General features: G+C 65.5%; 17 protein-coding genes. 10 read left to right on the forward strand and 7 right to left on the reverse strand.

The genetic code is table 11. The annotated features are described in order from the left end of the window. Positions 1-2: 2 nt before the first annotated feature. The gene (locus tag FIV43_RS22170) at positions 3-509 is read left to right on the forward strand and encodes a hypothetical protein (protein ID WP_231123828.1); all 507 of its coding nucleotides are present in this window, start codon (positions 3-5) and stop codon (positions 507-509) included. Positions 510-515: 6 nt separating this feature from the next. Next, a complete protein-coding gene (locus FIV43_RS07910) occupies positions 516-1,976 on the forward strand; it encodes an SCO6880 family protein (RefSeq protein ID WP_141013680.1) in 1,461 nt (486 codons plus the stop codon). A 44-nt stretch (positions 1,977-2,020) separates the two neighbouring features. Here FIV43_RS07910 and FIV43_RS07915 read toward each other — a convergent pair whose 3' ends face one another. Next, complete coding sequence (locus tag FIV43_RS07915; RefSeq protein WP_141013681.1) at positions 2,021-2,281, reverse strand: hypothetical protein; 261 nt, start codon at positions 2,279-2,281, stop codon at positions 2,021-2,023. Between the two features lie 320 nt (positions 2,282-2,601). Here FIV43_RS07915 and FIV43_RS07920 point away from each other — a divergent pair, with 320 nt between their 5' ends. Next, positions 2,602-3,045 carry a hypothetical protein gene (locus FIV43_RS07920; RefSeq protein WP_141013682.1) on the forward strand — a complete coding sequence of 148 codons (444 nt, stop codon included), beginning with the start codon at positions 2,602-2,604 and terminating at the stop codon, positions 3,043-3,045. Next, positions 3,042-4,532, forward strand: coding sequence for an ATP-binding protein (locus FIV43_RS07925; protein ID WP_141013683.1), 1,491 nt, complete (start codon positions 3,042-3,044; stop codon positions 4,530-4,532). The genes FIV43_RS07920 and FIV43_RS07925 overlap by 4 nt, the downstream gene beginning before the upstream one ends. 1,665 nt (positions 4,533-6,197) lie before the next feature. Here FIV43_RS07925 and FIV43_RS07930 read toward each other — a convergent pair. Next, on the reverse strand, positions 6,198-8,390 hold the full coding sequence (locus FIV43_RS07930; RefSeq protein WP_141013684.1) for a DNRLRE domain-containing protein: 2,193 nt from the start codon (positions 8,388-8,390) through the stop codon (positions 6,198-6,200). A gap of 930 nt (positions 8,391-9,320) precedes the next feature. Between FIV43_RS07930 and FIV43_RS07935 the strand changes: the two genes are divergently transcribed. The 3 genes from FIV43_RS07935 to FIV43_RS07945 are packed head-to-tail and all read left to right on the forward strand — an operon-like array spanning position 9,321 to position 12,519. Beyond that, positions 9,321-10,229, forward strand: a complete 909-nt coding sequence (locus FIV43_RS07935; protein WP_141013685.1) for an ImmA/IrrE family metallo-endopeptidase — start codon at positions 9,321-9,323, stop codon at positions 10,227-10,229. Continuing rightward, positions 10,226-10,759: a hypothetical protein gene (locus FIV43_RS07940; protein WP_141013686.1), complete on the forward strand. Its 534-nt coding sequence runs from the start codon at positions 10,226-10,228 to the stop codon at positions 10,757-10,759. Before FIV43_RS07935 ends, FIV43_RS07940 begins: the two co-directional genes overlap by 4 nt. Continuing rightward, complete coding sequence (locus FIV43_RS07945; protein WP_141013687.1) at positions 10,756-12,519, forward strand: type IV secretory system conjugative DNA transfer family protein; 1,764 nt, start codon at positions 10,756-10,758, stop codon at positions 12,517-12,519. Before FIV43_RS07940 ends, FIV43_RS07945 begins: the two co-directional genes overlap by 4 nt. 15 nt (positions 12,520-12,534) lie before the next feature. On the opposite strand, the gene FIV43_RS20900 is transcribed toward FIV43_RS07945, so the two are convergent. From FIV43_RS20900 to FIV43_RS07960, 5 genes are all read right to left on the reverse strand, one after another. Continuing rightward, a complete protein-coding gene (locus FIV43_RS20900) occupies positions 12,535-12,699 on the reverse strand; it encodes a hypothetical protein (RefSeq protein WP_181407718.1) in 165 nt (54 codons plus the stop codon). A gap of 358 nt (positions 12,700-13,057) precedes the next feature. Beyond that, positions 13,058-13,288 carry a hypothetical protein gene (locus tag FIV43_RS07950; RefSeq protein ID WP_141013688.1) on the reverse strand — a complete coding sequence of 77 codons (231 nt, stop codon included), beginning with the start codon at positions 13,286-13,288 and terminating at the stop codon, positions 13,058-13,060. Between the two features lie 1,371 nt (positions 13,289-14,659). Then, complete coding sequence (locus FIV43_RS20905; RefSeq protein ID WP_181407719.1) at positions 14,660-14,803, reverse strand: hypothetical protein; 144 nt, start codon at positions 14,801-14,803, stop codon at positions 14,660-14,662. A 56-nt stretch (positions 14,804-14,859) separates the two neighbouring features. Then, positions 14,860-15,072: a hypothetical protein gene (locus FIV43_RS07955; RefSeq protein WP_141013689.1), complete on the reverse strand. Its 213-nt coding sequence runs from the start codon at positions 15,070-15,072 to the stop codon at positions 14,860-14,862. Between the two features lie 35 nt (positions 15,073-15,107). Next, the gene (locus tag FIV43_RS07960) at positions 15,108-19,847 is read right to left on the reverse strand and encodes a DNRLRE domain-containing protein (RefSeq protein WP_141013690.1); all 4,740 of its coding nucleotides are present in this window, start codon (positions 19,845-19,847) and stop codon (positions 15,108-15,110) included. A 293-nt stretch (positions 19,848-20,140) separates the two neighbouring features. Here FIV43_RS07960 and FIV43_RS07965 point away from each other — a divergent pair, with 293 nt between their 5' ends. From FIV43_RS07965 to FIV43_RS07975, 3 genes are all read left to right on the forward strand, one after another. Further along, a complete protein-coding gene (locus tag FIV43_RS07965) occupies positions 20,141-20,572 on the forward strand; it encodes a single-stranded DNA-binding protein (RefSeq protein ID WP_141013691.1) in 432 nt (143 codons plus the stop codon). A 5-nt stretch (positions 20,573-20,577) separates the two neighbouring features. Continuing rightward, positions 20,578-21,081 carry a hypothetical protein gene (locus FIV43_RS07970; RefSeq protein WP_141013692.1) on the forward strand — a complete coding sequence of 168 codons (504 nt, stop codon included), beginning with the start codon at positions 20,578-20,580 and terminating at the stop codon, positions 21,079-21,081. A gap of 107 nt (positions 21,082-21,188) precedes the next feature. Beyond that, a complete protein-coding gene (locus FIV43_RS07975; RefSeq protein ID WP_141013693.1) occupies positions 21,189-21,509 on the forward strand; it encodes a hypothetical protein in 321 nt (106 codons plus the stop codon). Positions 21,510-21,524: the final 15 nt, after the last annotated feature.

The following is a 21,524-nucleotide window of genomic DNA, read 5'->3' on the forward strand; positions in this document are numbered from 1 at the left end:
TGATGCTGATCGCCGGCTTCGCGCCGTACATCGCCTACAAGGCGATCAGCTTCATGGGGTTCGACATGTACCACGCCATGTCGACCGAGCAGGAGGCCAAGAGCGCCCTCAACCGGCCGATGCCGATCCCCAACGGCCGTGGCCGCACGCAGCCGAGCAAGGTCCTCGACGGACTCGCCGGTGGCAGCGGCGGGAAGGGCGGTGGAACGTCCGGTCGAGGCGCTTCGACGCCGGGTGTGGCGGCGCCGTCCAGCAGCAGTGGTGGCGCCGGCTCCGGCGGCGCGGGCGTCGGGGCCGCTGCGGCGGCAGGTGGGGCTGCGGCTGCTGCGATGGTCGCAAGGAAGGCAGCTGCCGCTGGCCCCAAGGTTGGTGGGTACGTCGCCGGCGCGGCCGCCGCACAGTCCGACGGTGCCAGCGGATCGCCGGAGGGCAGCAGGTCGGCACCGGAGATGCCGCTGCCCAAGTCCAGCGATCCCACGCTGACCGGCACTGGCTCGCGGGAACGGTGATCCCGCATGGCGGCTGTTGACCGGGGCGAGCACGAGCTGCGGCCGGTGAAGTTCTCGCGGCTGGCAAGGAGGGGCGTGATCCTCGGGCTGTCTGGTGCGCAGCTCGTGGTCGTCGGGATCGCCGCCGGTGTGCTGGTGGTCGGCTTGTACGTCGGCGGCGGCTCGGCGCTCCTCGTGGCATTCCCGGTTGTCGCGGTGTGCGCGGTGCTCGTCTGGCTGCGGGTCGCGGGCAGAACTTTGGTCGAGTGGGTTCCGGTCGCGGGTCGGTGGGTGCGCCGCTGGTTGGCGGGACAGCTCATCTATCGCCGGCGACTCCTGCGTCCGCGCCCTGCCGGGACGCTGGCGCTGCCCGGGGACGCCGCGCGGCTGCGTCAGTGGCTCGATCCTGAGACAAACGCGGTGATGGTGCACGATCCGCACGCGGCAACGTTGACGGCGGTCATCGCGGTCGCCCACCCCGCGTTCATCCTGCTCGACCCCGCCGAGCAGGAACGTCGTGTTCTCGGCTGGGGCCGCGTGCTCGCCACCGCGTGCCGGTCGGGACGGATCGCATCGTTCCAGGTCCTCGAACGCACTCTGCCCGACTCGGGGAAGGGACTCGCCGAGTGGTGGGACCAACACGGCATCCAGGACAAGTCGTGGGTATCCACGACGTACGGGGAGCTCGTTGAACGTGCCGGTCCCGCCGGTGAGCGGCACGCCAGCACGATCTCCATCACGCTCGACATGAAGGCAGGCGGACGGGCGATCCGTGCCGCCGGCGGTGGCAACAGCGGTGCTGCCGCCGTACTGCGCCAGGAGATGACCACACTGGAGGCCGCACTCAGGTCCGCTGACCTCGCCCCCACCGACTGGCTCGGGTCCGGGGAACTCGCCCTGCTGCTCCGCTCTGCCTACGACCCCGCCGTCGCCGGAGCACTCGACCGCCACGGCAACCTCGGCCACGACCTCGCCACCGCCGGGCCCGTCGCCGTCAACGAACAATGGGGCAGCCTGCGCAGCGACTCGGCCCACCACTGCGTCCTGTGGATCAGCGAATGGCCACGCTCGCCCGTCTTCCCCGGCTTCCTCGCACCCGTCCTCCTCTCGTCCGGGATCCGGCGAACCTTCACCCTGCTCTACACCCCGCTCCGAGCCGACCACGCCGCACGAGACATCCGGAGGAAGAAGACCGAGTACATCTCCGACGCCGCCCAACGCCAACGGATGGGACAGATCGAAGACGCCCAACAATCGGCCGAGTACAACGACGTGCTGCAGCAAGAAGCCGACCTCACCGCCGGCCACGGCCTCCTCCGCGTCACCGGACTGATCACCGTCAGCGCCAAAGACCCCGACGAACTCGAACGCAACGTGGCCGCCATCGAACAAGCCGCGATCCAAGCCTCATGCGAGACACGACGGCTGTGGGGCCAGCAGGCACAAGCATTCGCCACGGCGGCGCTACCGCTGTGCCGGCCGACCTGACACCTCGGGTCGGCGAGGTCCGCACAGCGCTCTGACAAGAACTGTCAGGTGCTGTCAGTCGGGGTCCAGAAGTCCTCCGCCACCCCGTCGAAGCTCGGCCAGCGCCACGGCACACATGCGGAGAGCACAACGACCCAGCCAGCGAGCGCGAGCCAGAGATAGGGCCAGAACGATCGGTCGTTCTGCGGGTCCATCTCCATGAACACGTACCACACGAACTCGAGCGCGCCGAACGACATCGCCACAGTTCCGACACCGAACAACAGCATGCGAGCCGTGAGCTTCGCGACCAACGCTGGAGCCATCCGGCAATGAAACCACTGCTAGTGCTCGGCGTTGCGTGGTTCGTGAGTTCCGGTGCACCCGGGGCGGCGGTACGGCATCCTCGGCCGCTCTCGCCGGGCGGCACAGAGCGAGGGGCGAGGGGCGTCAGTTGCAGGGTGCACCTTCGCAGCACGGTCGGATCCAGCCGCACCCGTCGCACCGCTCGTGGGAGGTCTCCCACCGCAACATGGTTCCGCAGTTCGGGCACGGCTCCGTCAGATCCGCCATACCCCAAGCCTAAGACGGCAACACGGGCTATCCCGCGCACCTCACCGGCATCCCACCGGCGAGGAGAACTCCGATGCCCACGTACACCGATGCCGTCGGCCACGCCGACGACGCCGCAGATGCCCTACGCAACCTGGCTACCGCCGTCGGCAGATTCGACGCGCCAGACGACGTCTATCCGATCCTGGGCGAACTCTGCCGTGGTCTGGCCTCGATCGAACAGACCCTCCACCAACTCGGCTCCCTCCACGACTCCGACAAACCCTCCACTGACAAAGCCGTCACGGACCGTGGCGGTCGACTCGGCCAGCATCTGCAGGCTGATCGAACTGGTCGGGCTGCGTCGTACCGCGTCGCGTGGGAACTCCACCGCGCCGCCGAAATGACACACCAGATCACCGCAGTCGTCGAACGCGCCCACGAGCTCCAAGCAGGAGTGACCTACGACGTCCACCCGATCCTCAGCGCCTACCGCACACCCGCCGGCGAACCGCCCACGCCGAACCTGTCGCTGTGAGCAACCGACCAGACAGTCGCCTGCACTCCACCGTCCTGGTCTCACCCGGGCGAGAAAGCAGACGCGACCGCAAGACACGACGCGCCGCCGCACGCCAATTGGTGCGCGCCGACCAGGCAGACCAACGCGCCACGGCCAAGGCGAAAGCCGACCTCCTCAAAGCCGAACGCCGCGCCACACCACTACTCCCCCGCGCAGGCGAACACGGCCCGGCTGCTCTCCGCACGCCCGGCCGACTCCAGCTCCCCCGCCACCAAGACACCTCAGCCACCCTCGCCGGCGCCTACCCCTTCCTCGCCGAAGGCGGACTCGGCAGCGACGGCGTCTTCGTCGGCCAAGACCTCTACTCAGGCAGCTCGTTCGTCTACGACCCCTGGGTCCTCTACACCCGCGGCACCATCACCGCCCCCAACGTCGTCCTCGCCGGCATCGTCGGCTCCGGCAAGTCCGCACTCGCCAAGAGCCTCTACAGCCGCTCCATCCCGTTCGGCCGCCGCGTCTACGTCCCCGGCGACCCCAAAGGCGAACACACCGCCGTCGCCGAAGCCGTCGGCGGCAAAGCCATCGCGCTGGGCCACGGCCTCACCGCACGACTCAACCCACTCGACGAAGGCCACCGACCCAGCGGACTCGACGACACACAATGGACAGCCCAAGTCACCGCACGACGACGCGACCTCATCGGAGCACTCACCGAAACCGTCCTCGACCGACCACTCACTCCACTCGAACACACCGCCATCGACATCGCACTTGCCGGCGTCGTCCACGCCAGCGACATACCAGTCCTCCCCCTCGTCGTCGACCGCCTCCTCACACCCGACCCCGCCGACGACCCCGACAAACGCCTCGCCGAGGACGGCAGGCTCGTCGGCCACGCTTTGCGACGGCTCGTCGCCGGCGACCTCGCAGGCCTCTTCGACGGACCCTCCACCGTCCGGTTCGACCCCACCCTGCCGATGATCTCCCTCGACCTCTCCCGCGTCACCGAGAACGCCACCCTCATCTCCGTGCTGATGACGTGCGCATCCGCCTGGATGGAGTCCGCGCTTCTCGACACCAACGGCGGCCAACGATGGGTCGTGTACGACGAAGCCTGGCGCCTCATGTCCCACCCCGCACTACTACGACGCATGGACGCCCACTGGCGCCTCGCCCGCACCTACGGCATCGCCAACATGCTGATCTTCCACAAGCTCACCGACCTCGACAACGTCGGAGACCAAGGCTCCGCCATGCGCGCCCTCGCCACATCCCTACTCGCCAACGCCGAAACCCGCATCGTCTACCGCCAAGAATCCGACCAACTCGGCACCACCGCGACAGCCCTCGGGCTGACCCGTACCGAGCAGGATCTGCTTCCGGCCCTCGGCACGGGCCAGGGACTCTGGCGGATCAAGCACCGATCCTTCGTCGTACAGCACCAGCTCCACCCCGCAGAACTCGAACTGTTCGACACCGGAGCTCGCATGTCGACATTCGCCTGATCCAACCAAGGCAGCGATCCAGCCGCAGTATGCTTGCTCCATCGGTTCCACTGGGATCTTCTCGTAAGCGCTCCCAGAACGCACCAAATGCAGAATATCTACCCACGCTAGGCCCAAATACGGATCGGAAACTTTAGAGAAATGACCTGCTTTTTGTCAACATCTCGATATAGCACGACAGCTTCGAGTCAAAGAGCGAAGCTGAGGTCCCGTTGAGCGGGTTCGACAGTGAAGCGCAGACACTGTTCCAACGGAACGGTCGGCGCCGCGTGGCAAGACTCGCTCGCGTTAGCGCAATACTCGCTATCCTGTTCCTCATTGTTCCTCTTTTCACGCTCGGGAGACATGACTCAAGATCTCGCGATGGGGAATTCATTCAGTTTGGCTGGCCATTTCATTGGCTCACCCAAGATCAGAGATCACTAGACCCTCCTGAAAATGAGCCGGTCAAACTGCTGTCGCCTTGGGAGTTTCCCGTGTCGATTCATTGGCCAGAAGCACTTGCAACAGTTGCCCTCGCCGTTCTGGCCGCCGGAATTCTCCTCTTCCTCCTAGACAGCGCTCACCGACGGCGACGCACCTATTGAGCTTCAATGCAACTCATGTAACAGAACTGCGGTCCACACCTATCCCTTATATACAGGGGTTCGGCTATCCCATGCGGCGTTCAGGGCCGCCGGGTTCACATGACATTAATCAAATCGGGAGCGACCTGCCCGTTTCCACGCCGAGCGTCACTATGTCCCAAGCCGTTCGCGAGAGCCCAATATCGCGGCAGTTGTTGGCCCGCTTCCAAACCCGTGAAGGTCAGATATCATCCGCCGAGTAACATAGCCGAAGCGGCGAGACATCGAAACGGGAGTTCTTCGCGCAAGAATCGAACGGCGTTCCGGGACCTGTGGTTATCGAGGAGATACTCATTCAAACCTCGGCAGCCGGCGGCATCAGGGCCAACGCACGCAACCATCCGGGCTACGTTGAGGTGGCCACGGGCGTAGGCGAACGCGATACTCTTCACAAATTTCGCCTGCGCAATTAATGCCGCAATACCACCCACCCTAGGCTTCCCGGTGACTATTGTGTTGACTTAATACCAGGCGCGTGGAGGGAGTTGAGCCCAACCCGAACCGGACAACCGGAACTCGAACTAATCCTTCGTCACTTCTCACGAACTGCCCTGACAAGATTCAATGGCCCACGTCAAACACTTTTCCCGGTGACTCACAACAACAGGACTTAGTCCGTCCCAGTCACGGGCCCATCCAAAGGAGCTGGGCCGTCGCGTTCGGCAATCGTAGTTCCACGATGGAGGGACAGCACCAATGGGCAGATCCCGCGCCTGATCCGAGCAAAGGCACACCGCTAACCGACCGCAACGACTGACTTCTCGGGAAGGTATCGGTCGGTCAGAGCCTCTACCAACGCCGCGACGCCCACCAGAACCTGCACTCAGCGACTGAGGCGCCGCCTGGGAAGAACTCACGCCTCCCTGGCGCGTGTCGGTCTCACGCCAGGGCCGACAGATTGGACCTCGCTGAATACGTGGCCCTCGCAATCCTTCGCCCACGCATACTCGAGTTAGCCACCTGTCGCTACTGCGCTTGCAAGGTCCGCCAAGCGCCGCAAAGCTGCAACCTTTGCGGCGCTTGGGCGGGAGCGACAAATCTATCCGCCGGTTTCGACCGTGCCTGGCACACCCTTTGGCAAACTAATCTTCCACGCCTTCACGATCTTGTTGGAGGAGCCATCACTGAAGATGCACCACGTCGAGTGACAAATCGAAGGCGAGCGATGCCCGCGCTGCCCATAGAGCGCCGCCGTGTCTGTTTCAGAGTTTCCTGGATCTGTCCACATGCGGATACGATACAGCTTGCCCGCCTTTAACTTGAGCGCGTCACTGGTGCCGATCGTATAGTACAGTTCATCGTCACCATCGCCGAAGGTTGTGTCCCGGTATGCGTTCGGCAAGTTTGAAGCCCAGTCCGCAGCGCCCCCTTTCTTGAACATGTGCTTGTTGTCGTAGTTGTTGGTCTTGAAGTCATGCTCGTAGGTGACGTTGGACCTCTGACATTTCAGATTTGCCAGATGCTTCTTGGTCCAGGTCAACCGAAGTCCGATGTAGCCACTTCTGTAATCTGGCGTGGACCAATAGAGGTAGCCCTTAATCATACGCGAGCGCGGTGAGAACCACCCATTAGGATTGCATGCAGCATCAGCGCTCTCAGTGTCGCCAACCAGCGTTCCGTCCAACGTGATGGGCGCAGCCGAATAGTCTGGATCCTCAAGGTTCCCTTGATTTGCGTCGTCTGGATCAGCAGGCGTCGACAGGCCGTCGTCGCTCGGGCTTAGCACATTGTCGTCAGCGACCGACGCGAGATCAACCGATGGACCGTCTGATAGCGGCAAAAGAACATCCTCATCGGAGCCCGAGGACTGAAGTCCAACGACAGCCAAGTCGCCGTTGGTCAGCCCAGTCTGAAACATGCCAAGGGTGGCGGTTGAGTTGTCAGGATCGGCCGCTACCTTGTCGAATACCCCTTGCACCACGGAACTCAGGTCGTCGCCTGGATTCCAGGTGGTCCCGATGGTCAGCCAGTCGTCGCCATTGCGGACTTGCGTGACAATGTCAACCGGAGATAATGCAGATGCCAGGACTGAATCCACGTCGTTGATCGTGGTACCGGCGGACGGTTCGATACCGATCACAGGAGCGTCAGAGTTGCTCAGGAGCGAGTACTGGATCTTAAGGCGGGGTTGATTGGTGGCGTTGTCAACGGATCGGAACCAGATGACGCGGTCGGATGCCTCGTTCTGCTTGACGAGGAATCCGTGGTTCGCGACCCCGTTGTTGACCCAGCTCTTGACGATGCCGTCGACCTCGAAGGACCGGTAGCCGCTGGTGCCGCCGTTCATGTTCACCACCGGGCTCGAACTGTTCCACACGCCACCCGGGGTGCTCCAGGTCTGCGAGGCGGTCCTCTTGTTCCACGTGACGGCCGAGTCGTTCCACGCCTCGCTCACTCGACGGGCGGTGAAGTCGTGGTTTCCGGACCCGGTGGTCTGGGTGGAATCGACGTAGAGGTCAAGGCTCGCACTGTCTACGGTTGCCGTAGCGGGCAGGTTGGAGACATCGAACTTCAGCAGCGCTCGTCGTTGCCGGCCGGCGATGCCGCCGACCCGCATGTGGGCCCCGGTCGAGGAGTTCGTGGTGGGCTCCTCCTCCCTGATCCATGCGTCGCTGGTGGGGCTGGTGTTCAGCGTCGGATCGACGACGACCGGGTAGGCGCGGTCGGTGCTCTGGAGCCACGCGAGGTCCGGGGTGACGCTCAACGACCACCCGCGCCCGGTGCTCTGCTCGAGATCGTAGGTGACCGCGGTCGACAAGGCCTCGTTTGCATCCGTCATGAACGGCGCCGGCATCGTGAAAGCAACCCGGTTGTTGGAGTCGAGGATCTCGATCTCACCGGTCGCCCGAAGTTCTGGGCTCAGCCCCGCACTCATCTCGAGTTCGAACTCATAGACCACGGGCTCGGCGGGTGCCTTGTCGAGGATGATCGACTCCTTGACGCCCTGGCCGGTGGCCTCATACGTCACCTCGGCGGCGGTGGCCTCGGCGTCGTCGCTGACCTCGTAGGTGGCGATCGCACCGTCGACCGACGGGTCACCCTCCAGACCGGCCATCGAGAACGACACCGAATGGCCGCCGTCAACCACCTTCACCGGATCCGCGGAGGCGTCTTCCGGGAGCTTGACGGTGTAGCTGTTCGCCGCATTCTCCACAGCAAAGGCCTGCCCGGCCGCGTCGATCAGATCGTTGTCGATCGGCTGCCACACACCATCGGCATCCCGGTAGTTCACCGGCGCGGCATACCCGACGTACTAATAGGAACCATCCGATTGCGTGAACACATCAGAGGTCGCCGTCGACAACTCCGCAACCCGACCCGTGGCTGCACCTGGCGGCGAAGCGGGAGCCGCTGGCGCTGCCTTCGCAGACTCACCCCCCACGCTCAGACTCGCGGCTGCCATCGTGGCCAACGCCACCGCAGCCAAACCGGCCCACCTGCGCCGCCCACCCATCCTTCGCCATGTCGCCATAGCTCGTCCCCCTCTTTCCAGTTACTGAGTCGCCGGAGCATGACAGGTCCCTATGCTCGTTGTCCTCGGAACGCGCAAACAGCGTCCAGTCCCACCGACGGTCCGCAACAATGCGACGGATCTGGCTGACATCAGGTCCATCGGCTTCAGCAAGTGTGTAAGTCTCGAAGCTGGAGGGATGCTTCGGTCGAGGTCGACGACCTCAGGCTGCCCAAACGCGCGGTTCGCTGCCCACCTACCGGGCACCGAACCGCCCCCAGGACTCCAGACCTTCGTCGACGGGGACTACGCCAACATCACTGACCTACTTAGGCCAGGACGACGTCGACGTGGGCAGCCGACCGCAGAACCGGCCTTGACACGGTCAGCACCCGTGCCGCCGGCCGCGGCGACTGCTCGACCCGGACCACCACAATCTCAGCAAACTCAGGCTGTCCGGGATGAGATCGTCACAACTGAGGAGGCCGTCCACGCGGCGGGTTGCCGATATCACCAGCGCGACCCCAGAGGCCGCGGGCAACCACGTACGTCCGCGTTCGTCCATCTGCCCCTGTTCTGGCTCCGTCGGCACGCCGCATTCTGCTATCGGCTGGCCCCGGGCCGCAGCCGAACGTACGAACACCGGACTGGAGACCCGGCAGCGCTGGGCGTGCAGACGCACCTCCGTGGTGACCGAGGAGGCGATGCCGCATGCGCAAGCTGCAGGCCACACCGACGGACCGCCCCACGAAGCTCCCGGATCCGGTGCCGTCTTACGTCGCGGGGTTCAAGCAGTGGAAGAGCCTGGGCCGGACCGTGGACGAGAGGCAGTCCGGCTACCGGATCCTCGCCCCGGTCACCGCCCGCTACGCCTCAGGTCAGCCGGATGCTGGCGGTTCCTGGCGCCGGCTCAGGAGGGGCGAGCGACTGGGCCTGGGTGAGACAGTCCGGTTGAAGCTGGTCGGTCTGCGGCCGGCGTACGTGTGGGACGTTTCGCAGACCAGTGGTGAGCCGATCCCGAAGCGGCCGAGACCACGCGTCCTGAACGGGGCCGCGCCCGAGGGTCTACTGGAGAGCTTGGCGGCGCAGATCTCGGCAGCGGGCTTCGAACTGCGCCGCGTTCCCGAGGCGCAGCCGATCGGCGGTGCCAACGGGCTCACCGACCACGCCCACCGGGTGGTTTCTGTCCGCACCGACATGGATCCAGCAGCGCGAACCAAGACGCTCGCGCACGAACTTGCCCACGTCCTGCTGCACGACCCAGCCAACCTGACCATCAGCAACGGCAACAGCGATGGACGTCTGCATCGAGGTATCGCGGAAGTCGAGGCCGAGAGTGTCGCACTCATGGTCGGTGCCGCCCACGGCATGGACACCACCACCTACACCGTCCCCTACGTCTCGACCTGGGCGCACAGCGTTCCCGACAAGACCCCCACCGAGGTCGTCCAGTCCACCGCCGAACGAGTCCGGTCGACCGCGATACGGATCCTTGACGCCCTCGACACCCTCCAAGCCGGTGGCGGCGACCCACCCGGACTCCACCGCCAGCCTCCCCGCACGGGACAGATCTCAAGCCGGGCAGCCGCCGTCGCCACGCCCGACGTGGTGCACCTATGAACACCGCAGCAATGCAGGTCCCGGTCGTCCTCCCCCTCATCGAGGTCACCGTCGACGAGGAGGGGCACGCCAACCTCACCCTCGATGGTCAGCCGTACGGCGACGCCACTGACCTCGATCGCAGCGGCATCCAACAGGTGGTCGGCGACATCGCCGCCGACCACGGACCAGTGCGGGTCCACGTCACCGAGAACGACGGCACCGAGTTCACCGACATCCTCCTCCCCCATCCCCCCGATCCCTCCGGCGAGAACACCGACACGCAGGACGTCGATGAGGAAGACCACGCGCCAGGCCCGACGCCACCAACCGGCCAAGCGTTGGCTGCCGGGATCACCGGGAGCGGACTGCTGCCCGAGGAGGAAGTCCACCTCGCCCTGGTCATCGCAACCGACACCGCCGACTGCGACGGCTCGGTCCAGATGCGTCTGCCCGCCTCGGTCCTCACCCGGCCCGACGCGCACCTCCTCCTGGTCGGAACGACCTCTGGCCGCACCGCAGTCTGTTCCCGCCCAAGAGCACGCAGATGAACCCGCGCGGGGCACCGGTCAACGACCACCTCATCAACCTCACACTCGCCACCATCAGCGCCCTCGGAACGCTCGCGATGCTGCTGCACGTCGCCGGCCAGGCGACCGCCTGGCTCACCGGCCACCCCCAACCAACCCGAGGACCCGACAGCACCGTCCGCGTCCTGCTCGAACCAACCGACCCCGGCACGGCTCTCGGCACACCGGGCCTCCCGCCCATCACCTACTGGCTCATCGTGGCCACAGCACTCGGGCTCGTCGCCGGCATCGCCTACGGGGCCTGGCGGGTCATCGACCGGAGCCGCCATCACCGCTCACGCGACCCGCGGCGCATCCCAGGGACCGCGACCCGCCGCGACGTCGTACAGACAGCCTCCAAGAAGGCACTCCTCGCACGCGCCCGCACCCTCCGGCCCAGCCTCGAGCAACCACGCCCAGCCGATGTGGGCTACCTGCTCGGGAACGCCCACGGCATCGAGGTCTGGTCCTCGGTCGAAGACTCCACCCTCATCATCGGCCCACCCCGGTCCGGCAAAGGGCTGCACCTGGTCATCAACGCCATCCTCGACGCCCCCGGCCCGGCCATCACGACCTCCACCCGACCCGACAACCTCCACGCCACCCTCCACGCGCGCCAACAACGCGGCCCCGTCGCGGTCTTCGACCCCCAACACCTCGCCGGCAACACCCCCGCCGGCTTGCGCTGGTCCCCCATCCGCGGCTGCCAAGAACCCCTCACCGCGATGATCCGCGCCACCGGCCTCGCCTCCGCCACCGGACTCGGCCAAGGCGGCGTCGAGTCCGGCAGCTTCTGGGAAGGCAAGACCCGCACCGCCCTCCAAGCACTCCTCCACGCCGCAGCCCTCGACCACCGCAGCCCCCGCGAACTCCTCGACTGGACCCTCAACCCCACCGCCGCCGTCGACGCCGTCGCCATCCTCGCCAGCCACCCCGACGCAGCACCCGGCTGGAGCGACGCCCTGGAATCGATGGTCCACGCCGACCCCCGCACCCGCGACTCCATCTGGATGGGCATCTCCCTCGCCCTGGCCAGCCTCGCCGACCCCCGCGTCCTCACCGCCGTCAGCCCCGCACCCGACGAAGCCTTCGACCCCACCGAGTTCCTCACCAACAACGGCACCCTCTACCTCCTCGCCACCGGCGCCGGAGCCGGAGCGTCCTGGTCCCTGGTCGCCGCGCTCATCGAAGACCTCGTCGAAACCGCCCGCCACCTCGCCGCCGCATCCCCCGGCTCCCGGCTCGACCCACCCCTACTCCTGGCGCTCGACGAGATCGGCAACCTCGCCCCACTCCCCTCACTACCCGTCCTCATGGCCGAAGGAGGCGGCACCGGCATCACCACCATGCCCGTCCTGCAATCCCTCGCCCAGGCACGCGACAAATGGGGCAACCACGCCGCCAACGCCATCTGGGACGCCGCCATCGTCAAGATCATCCTCGGCGGCTCCACCGCCACCCGCGACCTCCAAGACCTCACCACCCTCATCGGCGAACGCGACGAACCCACCCACAGCAGCTCCACCGACGGCCACGGCACCCACACCCACCAACGCTCCCTCCGACGGGTACCGATCATGACCCCCGAAACCATCCGGACCCTGCCGTTCGGCACAGGGCTCACGCTGCTGAGGAGCACGCCGCCGATCATCACCACGTTGCGGCCCTGGACCACCCGCTCCACTCCGAGCACCCATGCCGCTCGGACTTCAACGGTGAGGTCGGGGCGGCGGGCAGGCTAGTCGCGTTCGCCGCCACTACCCCCGTCCGGAACCACCGCTGGAACCGCTGCGCCGAAGCGCGCCCAGGTAGAACAAGAACCCGGCAAGACCGAACCCGAAGATCGCCGCCAAAAGTGCCAGCGGAGCCGCCGGGCCGTCATCCAACAGAAACGCGCCCAAGAAGGCGATCGACACCAGCACGACGACAACCCCTCCCGCGACCAGGCGGCGCCGCGGGTCAGGACCCAGCCCAGGTGCCCTACTCAAGGTGCCCGCCAGGCTCGCGTCGGTAACGACGTCATCCCAACACCAACATTCTGAGGTCCTAGCGACGTCGCATGCTTCGGAGCATCATGACCAGCCCGCCAACAACGAGGACTAACAGCAGGAGGCTCACCCACAGCGGTATGTGGACATCGACCACTCGCCGAGCCCAGGTCAACACCACCCACCCGAGCGCACAGAGTCCGATGAACAGACCCACCAACTTGTTGCGATGCTTGTCCTTCATCAATACTCCAGCGGCCTCTGTCTCGAACGGAACTGACACTTCGTGAGGTCATCTCTGACCCGCGAGGAGTCCACCAACACCGAGCGCAATTACAGCGATCCCGATCACCAACATCACCACGCGCCACACAAGGTCTGGCAACTTGGACAACAAGATCTCCGTTAGCCCAACATTGAGCTTGGGCTTGTCGAATGCCGCCGCAGCAATGCCGATCAATCCAATTAGAATCACGAAGATTGTAAGCGCGGCACTCACAAGCCCAAGTTCCTCATCCGACATTCATTCCATCAGTAGTGCTAGGCACGCTAGCCCCGGCAACGGAGGCTATTCCTACGCGGCCCGGAGCCCCGACTGTCGCTCATTCCTTCCCACTTTCCTTGTACCCAAATGTCGAACCATATTAGAAACAAGGCCCCAACTAGGCCGCCAACCAAAAACCAGGCCGGCGCATCCGCGGAACTTCGTCGAAAAGATCCCGCAACCAACAGTACAATGATCCCGACGATCAGTCCGGAAATATATGCGATGCGCAACACTTGACTACCCTTGCCTCGAGACCCATCGCCTGAAAGCTCACCCACTGCGCCGCATCCGACTGCCGCCATAACGCGTCGCCTACGCCACGATCGAGTCGCGATTCAGTTGGCACGGATCCATTTGAGCGCAATGGCAATCCCAGACGAGACCAACAACAGCCACAGTAATCCTGCGCCTATCCGCACAAGGGTTGGCAAGTCGGCCGTACGCGCTGCAGAGAAGGAAATGTATGCACCAAGCAGAACGAACGTAACTGTCGCGAGAAACCTGAACCGTGACCAGTTCGCAGCGCTGTCAAACATGCTAGTAAACTCCTTGCGGGTCGCCGATCGGATTATATCCGGCTACCCCTTCGAAAACCATTCCGACCATGCAGCCGTAACTGGCACCGACTGCCGCTCCGGCGGCAGTGCCAACCCCCGGAATAGCGCTGCCAACGGCTCCTCCGTAGGCCAGACCGAATGCTCCGCTCCCAACGCATGACCCGAGCAAGCCGACAGTCTCCCAAACTTCGTCCCAGCCTTCCCATTCAGTGACCGAGTCAACGACATCCTCTCCCCAGTAACGACCGCTTGGGTCAGTGTTGTTGATGGGGTCGCCGGCTGCGTAGAGGTAGGGGTTGAGGCGCAGCGGTTCGCGCATGTTGCCGGGTTGGGGTCGGGTTGGGTGAAGGCGCCGGTGGTGGGTTGTGGTAGCGGGCGGCGAGGTGGATGTAGCCGCCGGGCTGGTCGTCGGGATGTTGGTAGGCGCCGAGCCAGCGGAACGGGTTGGCGTGCTCGGCCGGGGTGTTCTCGACCAGTGTGGGTTGGCCGTAGGGGTGTAGCGGTAGGTCCCGGCGCGTTGACCGTTGTTGTTGATGAGTCCGAGGACGGTCTTGTTGTGGTCGGTGACGTAGTAGTGCACGCTCCCAGCGCTGCCACCGGATGGAGTGGTGCGCATCGAGAGCAATCGTCCGTTGGGCATCCGGGTGAAGAACGTGGTCTCCGACCCACCACCGCTCCCGCCACCGTTGTTGGTAGTGCGGGCGGTGATGCCGGGTTTGGTGTTGACCAGGTGGCTGGGTCCGGCTTGGACGCGCATCATTCGACTGGCGAGCCGTCGTCCGTGAACTTGTCATCGAGTCTCAACGAAGCCAACCACGCCCAGGGCAATGATGGACATGCCGATCAGTAACATCACCACACGCCAGACGCCGTCCGGAAGTTTCGCCAGCAGAATCTCGGTGATTCCAACGTTGAACTTCGGCTTGCCGAGCATTGAGGCGACGATAGTGGCGACCCCAATAAGTATCACGACAAAGGGAAGGGCGGCACTCATAAGGCATACCCCACCCATTTAAGCGCTTCGGTCGTAAATCCGACGCTCAACCCAACCTGCTCTAACACGTCACCGGCGGTAGAACTGACCAGTTCCCCAACGTAGTACACCGTGACGCTCTCTATACAACCGACACCTCCGTTGATCGCGGCGGCCGGAACAACAGCCGGGCTTCCCCTTGTAATGATGCCCCCCACTGCGAGCGTCACCGCTGCATCGAAAGCTGCGCCGACCGCGCATTCCGTTAGCGCTTCCTCCCAACTTCGTCCGGTCGCGTCGGTGTTGTTGATGGGGTCGCCGGCTGCGTAGAGGTAGGGTTGAGGCGCAGCGGTTCGCGCATGTTGCCGGGTTGGGGGTCGGGTTGGGTGAAGGCGCCGGTGGTGGGTTGTGGTAGCGGGCGGCGAGGTGGATGTAGCCGCCGGGCTGGTCGTCGGGATGTTGGTAGGCGCCGAGCCAGCGGAACGGGTTGGCGTGCTCGGCCGGGGTGTTCTCGACCAGTGTGGGTTGGCCGTAGGGGTGTAGCGGTAGGTCCCGGCGCGTTGACCGTTGTTGTTGATGAGTCCGAGGACGGTCTTGTTGTGGTCGGTGACGTAGTAGTGCACGCTCCCAGCGCTGCCACCGGATGGAGTGGTGCGCATCGAGAGCAATCGTCCGTTGGGCATCCGGGTGAAGAACGTGGTCTCCGACCCACCACCGCTCCCGCCACCGTTGTTGGTAGTGCGGGCGGTGATGCCGGGTTTGGTGTTGACCAGGTGGCTGGGTCCGGCTTGGACACGCAGGTCGTTGCCTTGGTCGTGGTAGTCCTGGGCTTGGCCGTCGATGCTGGTGGCCTGGCTGCGGCTGTTGTAGTCGATCGGACTGTTGGGGTCGCCTTGGCTGTTGCCGGCCTGGTCGCGGGGCACGACCTGGTTCGCACCGGCGGGCCGGGCGGGTTGCTCGGACACGACGCGACCGGTGTGGTGCCGGCCGCTGTGCCGGTCCAGCACAGCTGGTTGGCGTAGTCGTAGCCGAACCGTGCCGTACTCCCGGTTCCGGTGCCGGTCTGAGCGGTGGCGATGTTGCCGGCGTCGTCGTAGGTGTAGGAGACGTCGGGTCCGCCGCCGTTGCTGCGGTCCTCGCCGGTGAGCTGGCCACGGCTGTTGTAGCTGAACTCGCCTTGGTAGGTGACCGCGGCGGGTGAGTTGGTGGCCTGGATCTTGCGGAGGTGCTTGGTGTCCTTGCCGTCCTTGGTCCAGGTGTAGGTGTAGTCGGTCATCTGGTCGTTGACCGAGACTCCGGACCAGACCGTGATCGACTTCGTGCGTCCCGAGGCGGTGTAGCCGCGTTCGATGATGCTCGAGGCGGGACTGGTGGGGAACACGGTCTGGGTGAGCCGCTGGTTGGAGTCGTGCGTCAGGTTGATGGTGCCCGCCGCGTCGACCACGGCATTGAGCAGCCCGGCGGTGTCGTAGTGATAGGCCACGGTGTCCGCGGCGATACCGGGCAGGGTCTGAGTCAAGTTGGCCAGCCGGCTGTCGCGGTTGTACCCGTAGTCCACCTCGACCCCGTCGGGGGTGCCCTGGCTGGTCTGCCGGTTGAGCCGGTCGTAGCCGAAGCTGGTGATCCCGAGCGCGTCGACTCGTTCGACCAGGTTGCCGGCAGCGTCGTAGTCATAGCTGATGCACGTCCCGGCCGCGGTGTCACAGCTGGTGTCGCCCTCGACGCGGGACTCGATGGTGCGGTCCATCACGTCATAGACCGAGGTGGTGGTCTCACCACGACCATCGGTCGCGGTCAGGGTGCGCGACAGCCCGTCGTAGGTGTAGGAGGTGCACAGGCTGCGACCAGCACCACCCGTGTCGCTGCTGCAGTCGCCGCCGGGACGGCGAACCGACTTCAACTGACCCTTGGTGCCGGGCACGAACCCAGGCTGCCCAGCCGCCCAATAGGTGTAGGCAGTCCGTTGCGCGTCCACATTGGCCGTGGCGTTGGGGTCGGCGACCCACGCAAGGGTGCCGTCGCTGTTGTACTCGGCGCTGTAGTGGAAGCCGCCGTTGTCGCTGGGCTGGTCGCAGCGGTTGTTGCTGCCCGCGGCGCGACCGATCCAGGAATCTGTCAGGCGCCCATGCCCGTCGTACTGGTAGAAGGTGCAGTTGCCCTCGCCATCGGTGACCGAGGACGGCAGGTAGTCATGTCCCTGGATCGAGGAGTTGTTGCCGTACCTGTAGTGGGTCTGCACCCCCGACCCATTACCGCTGCCGTCGGGCTGCTCGGTCGACTCCAACCGATCGCCGAGTTCGGCACCCGGGTCGCCGTAGGTGTTCACGGTGGTGCCGGCGTCGTTGGTGGACTCCTCGGGCTGGTTGTCGGGTGAGTAGGAGGTGGAGTTCTTGTCGCCCTTCCCGTCGATGACGGTCGTCGACACGTTGTTGGGATTGTGGTTCAGGTCGCCGTTGTCGCGGTCCTTGAAGCAGTAGGTGGTCACACCCATCGAGGGTTCGCTGCTGGTCACCACCGCGGACCGGTCGGTGCCGCTGACCCGATTGGTACAGGTCGTGACCGGGGAGTCCTGGTAGGTGAAGGAGTAGGAGGCGTCACCCGCGGTCGTGTCCTCGCCGTAGGTGACCCTGGTGGTCTCCGCGGCACGGGTGACCAGACGGGTCGTCGGCGCCTGGCCCGATGCGTTGACCGGGTCGATGATCCTCTCGATCACCTTGCCCTGGGTCTGCTCCGCATCAGCCCACTCATAGGTCGTGACATCGCCCTCGGGATCGGTGTAGCCGCTCAGCAGGCCACCAGCATCTTCACCGGTGTAGTCATAGTTCCAGGTCCGAGTGGTGGGCCCGTTGGTGTCGGTGATCTGGGTGATCACGTCCGCTGTCGTTCCGCTGCCGTACCCGATCTGATATGTGCGGCCGGCGGTGTCCTCGACCGAGGCAAGCCGACGCGTACCGGACACGTAGCGATACGTGATCGCGTTGCCCGACCGGTCGGTCTGCTTGGTCTGGTACAGGTGACCCGCCGTGCCCATCTGGGTGAACTCGTACTTGGTCTGGGAGGCGTTGAACGTCAGGGTGAACGTGCTCCCACCTCCGGTACCGCTGCCGGTCGCGTTGTCCTTCAACCGGGCACCGACGCCGCTGGCCGGGGTGAAGAACCTCCGATAGTCCTCACCACTGCTGCCGCCACTGCCGGGAGAGTCGTCCTTGCGGACGAACGGACCAAACGCGGTCCCGTCCGGCGCGTGGTAGACGTAGCGCCACTGATCAATCTTCTCCAACCACACGTCCGGACCGCCGGTCAGGCTCCACCGCGGGCCGAACTGGCCGGGGTTCTCCGAGCGCGAGTTGTAGCGGCGCCCCAGCTGCAGGTTCATCCCAAGCGAGCTGACCTGGACGTCGTTCGCGGCCAGGTAGGTGTTGCCGGAGAAGTGGTTGACCTTCAACGTTGTGCGCTCATCGAGGGAGTGCTCGCTGACCGAGTACCAGCTCTGATCCCCGATCTGCGGAACATAGGTCACCCGAAGCTCAGGCCCCAGGCCGGCGTCCTGACAGCGGCCGGCGCCGGTGGTGTTGCGGTCATCGGAGCAGAACCGCTTCTCGAACGCCGTGTTGAGCCGCTGGTCCCACGGAGTCTGGAGATAGATCCCATACCGCTTGGCGTTCATCCCGGACCAAGACGAGACCTGCCCGGTCACATCGATGCTCTGCCAGGCCGAGCCCCCGCAGTCCGGAGTCCCACCACCCGACGTACCGGCGTTGAAGGACGCCGAGGTCGTGTACCGCGACCCCTCGCCCGACCGCGTCCCCCGCTTGGCCCACGTCCGGATCACACCCGGACCGTCCACCCATTCGCTGGTCGCCATCCGCGCCTGGATCTGCCGCGCCGCGCAGACCCCCGACCCGTACTGGTAGAGCCGCAGCTTCGCATCCGTCACCGTCGACCCAGCCAAGGCGTCGGTGCCGAAGTTCACGAACGACTCGTTCTGATACGTGCCGTCGTTCGAGCCGACCCGCAGGCTCCAGTCACCCACGTACTGGGAGTTCGGGGTCTGGTTGGTGACGTAGGTCGCCATCATCGGCGCCAACGGCGGCACCTGAATGTCCGGGTCCACCGTCACCGGGTACACCGTGGACGGGTCGGAGAGGAACGCCGGGTCCGGGCGCAGCTCCAGCACCGGACCGCTCGGCGTGTCGTCCAGTACGGCGTCAACCGACCGAATGTTCGAGGGGTCCCCGAAGACATCGGTCTGGGAGTCCCACATCCGCAACGTGGAGGAGAACCCCACGACATTGCCCGCAGCGTCCAGCACCTCCAAGACGCCGTCGACCAGCCGCACCGAGCCCTCACCCACCGAGATCGGGAACCGATACACCGGGTCCTCAGGCTCGGTCAGCTCGGTCGGCTCGGTCGGCTCGGTCGGGTCGGTGGCGATGGGGTTGGCGTCCAGCAGCACATGTGCTGCGAAACCGGAGTCGGTGGCAGACACGCGCACCGACGTCAGACCAGGCTCGTCCTGCTGCTCATAGACCGCGGTCGCGCCCGCCACCGTCGGAGCAGCCAGGTCACCGTCGTAGGACAACCCGACCGACACGCCGGACTCGGGGTCGCTGACCCGTGCCAGAACCCCGTCACCGGCAACGGTGCCGTCGCCGTCCAGCGTGACCTCGTTCGTCGTCGCCGCCGTCTCCAGATCACCCTGGGTGTCTTGCAGCGTGGTGTCGATCGGCACCAGGTCACCGGACTCGTCCACGGTCCGCACCGGCGCCGGCGCAACCGAGACCGTCAACGACCCATCCGGATTCGCTGTCACCGTCTCCGTCGGCGTCGCCGCCTCCTCGACCTCCACCGGCTCGCCGGTTGCCCGCGACTCGGCCAACGCAACAGCCTCCTCCGACGGCTCACCCGCCGGAACGGAACCCGGTGCCTGCACCGGGCTCGGAGCGGCGCCAGCCTGCCCCGGCAGGCCCACGAACTGCGAGACCACAACGGCCGCGGCGCACACGGCCACACCTGCACCACGACGAACACGACCGCCGGCGCGAAAACGGGTAGGAACAGACACCACGAGACCCCCAGAACGAGTGCCCCCAAAGCCGGACACGGCCAGCTCCCAGGCCCCGTCGAACCCCGCCCTGCCCGATGCAAGACGACCACTCGTCCCCGCACCCAAACACGACGACCCGGCACCCCGCAGCGCTTTGAACAAAACTCGCTACGACCCGGTGCCGATTCGACACCTGCAAGGCACGAAGCGGCCAGCACCCAGCTGCCGCTAACCTCCTTGGGAGCCCGCCGATGTCGATCCCCACCCAGATGAGCCTGACCGGCTTCATCGCCAGCCCGCCCGAGATCCACTTCTCCGAATCCGGCACCGCCCGGATGCACGCCCGCATCGGGTGCGAGCACTACCGCAAAGAGACCGACGGGTCGTTCACCAAGCTCGACCCGACCTTCCACGACCTCGTCGTCTTCGGCGACACCGCCCTGAAGGCCTACGAACGCTTCCGCAAGGGCGACGCGTTCCTCGCCTCTGGCTACATCCACGAATACGAAGTCCCCGCCGGCGACACCACCCGGATCAAGGAACAGTTCGTCGCCCACAAGATCGGACACGACACCAACCGCACTCGGTACGACGTGCAACGGCGAACCACCGACCGCCAAGCACCCCAACCCACACGGACACCCCACCATCCGGCGCAGCAGAGACCGGCCGTCGGTCTCTGACCGTCATGCCACCGGCAAGCCCGCGAGCCGAGTACCACCCCGACGAGGTCGAAACACCGGCCAGCCCGGTCAATTGGCTCACCCTCACCCCCGACGAGGCGCGCAACGAGCTCATCGACCTCGACCGCTGGGTCGACTTCCTCCGCATCACCTACGGACTGCCACCCACGATCCTGCCGCCCTACTGGCACCGCCACGACGAACTGATCTGGGAACTGTCCGCACTCCACCTGCACTGGCTCAACAGCTACGCCCCCGACGCCCCGCTGTCCGCGCCGATCAACTGGCACCACGACTTCACCCTCGCCCGCACCCGGCTCCGCGACTGGGTCGCCCTCAACGGCACCCGCCTCGACCGCGACCGCCCCACCCGAACCACCACCTGGCCCGGCGAACCCACCCCACCAGTCAGCCCCGAGGTCGCCATCACCGACCGCGCAGCCGACTTCCAGGCCTTCCTCACCGAAGACCACGCCCAACGCCTCGCCCGTCACCAAACGCGGGCCTGAACCACCCGATCCCCGCGCGTTCTCCACACCACCACGACCACGCCCCACCGCCTCTGCATTAAGCGCAGAGGCTGAGAACCCGTCCTACGCGCCGAGAGGAGCCCTTCATGCACACCGCCGACGCCGCCGCCATCAGCAACGCCAGAACCCACCTCGCCACGCTCGCCGACACCGCCACCAACCTCGACGCATCCCTGGCCTACGAACACACACTGCTCTACCTCGACACCGCCTACGCCGACAACGTCCCCGCCCTCGACACCGCGTTCCAGCCCGTCAACCCCGAAACACTCCACAACCAAGCCACAGACGCGATCACCGACCTCGCCGACCACGGCCTCGACCCACTGCAGGTCGAACTGCTCCACGCCCTACTCAACGAGGCCCGCGCCCACGAATCCAGCTCCGACACGAGCCCCGAGTGCTGATGTACGGCGAGACCG

The organism is Nocardioides sambongensis (assembly GCF_006494815.1).
Lineage (GTDB): Bacteria > Actinomycetota > Actinomycetes > Propionibacteriales > Nocardioidaceae > Nocardioides > Nocardioides sambongensis.

Bases quoted from the DNA above. Each gene is read 5' to 3' on its own strand.
- FIV43_RS07915 (WP_141013681.1), bottom strand. From the start codon at position 2,281: ATGGCTCCAGCGTTGGTCGCGAAGCTCACGGCTCGCATGCTGTTGTTC.
- FIV43_RS07920 (WP_141013682.1), top strand. From the start codon at position 2,602: ATGCCCACGTACACCGATGCCGTCGGCCACGCCGACGACGCCGCAGAT.
- FIV43_RS22170 (WP_231123828.1), top strand. From the start codon at position 3: ATGCTGATCGCCGGCTTCGCGCCGTACATCGCCTACAAGGCGATCAGC.
- FIV43_RS07910 (WP_141013680.1), top strand. From the start codon at position 516: ATGGCGGCTGTTGACCGGGGCGAGCACGAGCTGCGGCCGGTGAAGTTC.
- FIV43_RS07965 (WP_141013691.1), top strand. From the start codon at position 20,141: ATGTCGATCCCCACCCAGATGAGCCTGACCGGCTTCATCGCCAGCCCG.
- FIV43_RS07950 (WP_141013688.1), bottom strand. From the start codon at position 13,288: ATGTCGGATGAGGAACTTGGGCTTGTGAGTGCCGCGCTTACAATCTTC.
- FIV43_RS07975 (WP_141013693.1), top strand. From the start codon at position 21,189: ATGCACACCGCCGACGCCGCCGCCATCAGCAACGCCAGAACCCACCTC.
- FIV43_RS20905 (WP_181407719.1), bottom strand. From the start codon at position 14,803: ATGCTCGGCAAGCCGAAGTTCAACGTTGGAATCACCGAGATTCTGCTG.
- FIV43_RS07935 (WP_141013685.1), top strand. From the start codon at position 9,321: ATGCGCAAGCTGCAGGCCACACCGACGGACCGCCCCACGAAGCTCCCG.
- FIV43_RS07945 (WP_141013687.1), top strand. From the start codon at position 10,756: ATGAACCCGCGCGGGGCACCGGTCAACGACCACCTCATCAACCTCACA.
- FIV43_RS07970 (WP_141013692.1), top strand. From the start codon at position 20,578: ATGCCACCGGCAAGCCCGCGAGCCGAGTACCACCCCGACGAGGTCGAA.
- FIV43_RS07940 (WP_141013686.1), top strand. From the start codon at position 10,226: ATGAACACCGCAGCAATGCAGGTCCCGGTCGTCCTCCCCCTCATCGAG.